This window comes from Janibacter sp. CoH_79_TC_3 (assembly GCF_058197955.1).
Window position 1 is genome coordinate 1 of sequence record NZ_JBXWIV010000042.1, and the last position, 2693, is coordinate 2693.

2 protein-coding genes are annotated in these 2693 nt (G+C 39.2%); both read left to right on the plus strand.

Annotated elements, in window-relative coordinates:
• Positions 1–342: 342 nt before the first annotated feature.
• Positions 343–774, plus strand: a complete 432-nt coding sequence (gene ndk / locus AC2FA3_RS14935; protein WP_193011877.1) for a nucleoside-diphosphate kinase — start codon at positions 343–345, stop codon at positions 772–774.
• 366 nt (positions 775–1140) lie between these two features.
• Positions 1141–2373 (plus strand): dual-specificity RNA methyltransferase RlmN, encoded by a 1233-nt coding sequence (rlmN, locus tag AC2FA3_RS14940; protein WP_490510267.1) that lies wholly within the window; start codon positions 1141–1143, stop codon positions 2371–2373.
• Positions 2374–2693 lie beyond the last annotated feature (320 nt).

A 2693-nucleotide genomic window follows, 5' to 3' on the forward strand; every position in this document is an offset into this window, starting at 1 on the left:
AACGCCGATTCATTTTTTTTGATATAATATAAACTTTAAAGTTTACAATAATTTATTTCAATATATTATTTGTGTAAAGATTTAATATAATAAACGAAACGCTAGGCGAAATTCAATTCCACCCTAACATCAAGTGGAGTCCTTTTTCACGTTTTGATAAGCAATAATTCTGTGTTGGTCTGTCTTGAATTTATATTGATAAATCATGAATCATTTCAATAAGTCTAAGCCAATATAGTAGTCGGAGATAAAATGAGAGGTTCGTGATAAAGCGACTTCTTTATTATTTCATTTCTTATTTTAGTTCAATTTTTTAACCCCCTCATCCATTAGGAGCTTTTCATGGCTAACGAACGTACTTTATCTATCATCAAACCTGACGCAGTTGCTGGCAATAACATCGGCGCTATCTACGACCGTTTTGAAAAATCAGGTCTAAAAATTGTTGCGGCTAAAATGATGCAACTTGATGATAAAAAAGCAGGCGGTTTCTACGCTGAGCACGCTGAACGTCCATTTTACAATGACCTAGTTTCATTTATGACTTCAGGTCCAGTATTGGTATCAGTATTAGAAGGCGAAAACGCTATCGCTAAGCATCGTGATATCATGGGCGCTACTAACCCAAAAGACGCCGCTGAAGGCACTATCCGTGCTGACTTCGCTAGCAGCATCGATGAAAATGCCGTTCATGGTTCAGATTCAGCTGAATCAGCAGCTCGTGAAATCAGCTACTTCTTCAATGAAGATGAAGTTTGTGCACGTACGCGTTAATAGCAACAATTATTGATATCAGCTTATGATGTTGGTTATTAATAATTAGTGTGGCAAGACGGCTTATATCTTAGGGTATAAGCCGTTTTAGCTATTATAATATTCCGGTATTTTATTATGAATCATTAAAATGACTCATTGAAATTTCGAGTCACTTGCCTCATTATTAGTTTTACTGAGCATTATCAATCCCTTATCAGCATGTTTTTATGATTTTTAAGCATTTACCAAGGCCTCGATAAAAAATGCGCTCATAACGGATTGCTCCTGCACTCATACATAACGTATATACATAATGTATGACTGGCAACGCCCATCTCAATAATTGCAGCGCTTATCGCAATGGCTGCAAAAAGGTTACCTATTATGTCGACTTCTCAAACACCCATCCAACATATCCCAGCAAAGCCTGCGAATAGCATTAAGCTGGTTGATGAGGCGCAGGCGAAAACCAATCTATTGGGCATGACCCAAGCGCAACTGGCGGATTATTTTAAGAGCATCGGCGAAAAGCCGTTTCGCTCGACGCAAGTGATTAAATGGATCTATCAGCATGGTGTCACTGATTTTGAGCAAATGACCAATTTGAGCAAATCATTGCGTGATAAATTGTCAGCCAATGCCTGTGTTGTTCCGCCAAAAGTAATTCATCGTCAATATAGTGATGATGGTACGCGTAAATGGGTTTTTGAAGTGACGGGCGGCTCATTGGTTGAGACAGTTTTGATTCCAGCCGACGACAGTAAATTAAACGGTCGTAAAACTCTCTGTATCTCTTCGCAAGTAGGCTGTGCATTAGATTGCAGCTTTTGTAGTACCGGTAAGCAGGGTTTTGAGCGTGATTTGACAGCAGCTGAGATTCTAGGGCAATTATGGGTAGCAAATGCTTCTTATATGACTGATGAAAACGACAGTTTGGACAGCGTTGACCATAGCTTATGGGAAAACAATGTCACCAACGTGGTGATGATGGGCATGGGCGAGCCATTATTAAACTATCGTCCTGTTGTCAGCTCGATGGAGCTGATGCTCAGTGACCACGCTTATGGTTTATCAAAACGCCGTGTTACGCTATCTACCTCAGGTGTGGTACCAAAGATGTATGAGTTGGCACAGGAGCTTGACGTCGCTTTAGCGATTTCATTACACGCACCAAACGATGAGCTACGTAATGAGCTAGTACCTATTAATAAAAAATACCCATTAGAGCAGTTGATGGCAGCAGCGAGAAATTACGTTTTTGATGTCAATCCGCGCCATAAAAAACACGTGACGATTGAATATGTGATGTTAGATGGTGTCAATGATAGCAATGAACATGCTGAGCAATTGGTTGCGTTATTAGGCGACTTACCGAGTAAGATTAACCTAATACCGTTCAATCCGTTCCCACATGCAGACTATTATAAGTCAAGTAATAATCGCATTCATTCATTTAGCAGTATACTAAGTGAAGCAGGCTTTGTTTGTACTATTCGCCAAACACGCGGCGATGATATTGACGCTGCTTGTGGGCAGTTGGTCGGGCAAGTCGCTGACAGAACTCGCCGCTCAGCGGCGTGGCAGCAAAGTATTAAAGATCGGGAAAATAATAGTTGAAAGAATATTAAAAATGATTGTGGTAGCTATCTTGTTTAATTTAGATATAATCGATTTACTGGAGAAAAAACAGCTATACTGCAATGAGTTTTTTTAGCCTCTTTCACTCAGACTCCATTAAGCAACAATTTATTGTATTGTCGTTTTACTATCAGCATGTCTGAACGATGAAGACGGCTCCACTCGTACGAGTGTGGATGAAGTTTCGCATAGTTCTTAGGAATTTTACATAGATCAACCATTAAAATTACACTAAAATCAACAATGTATAGGTACAGTGTTAAGCATTATAATATTCGTTTATTTGTAAAGAGTATTCC

Excerpts from the sequence above, each read along its gene's own strand:
- ndk (WP_193011877.1), top strand. The coding sequence starts at position 343 with ATGGCTAACGAACGTACTTTATCTATCATCAAACCTGACGCAGTTGCT.
- rlmN (WP_490510267.1), top strand. The coding sequence starts at position 1,141 with ATGTCGACTTCTCAAACACCCATCCAACATATCCCAGCAAAGCCTGCG.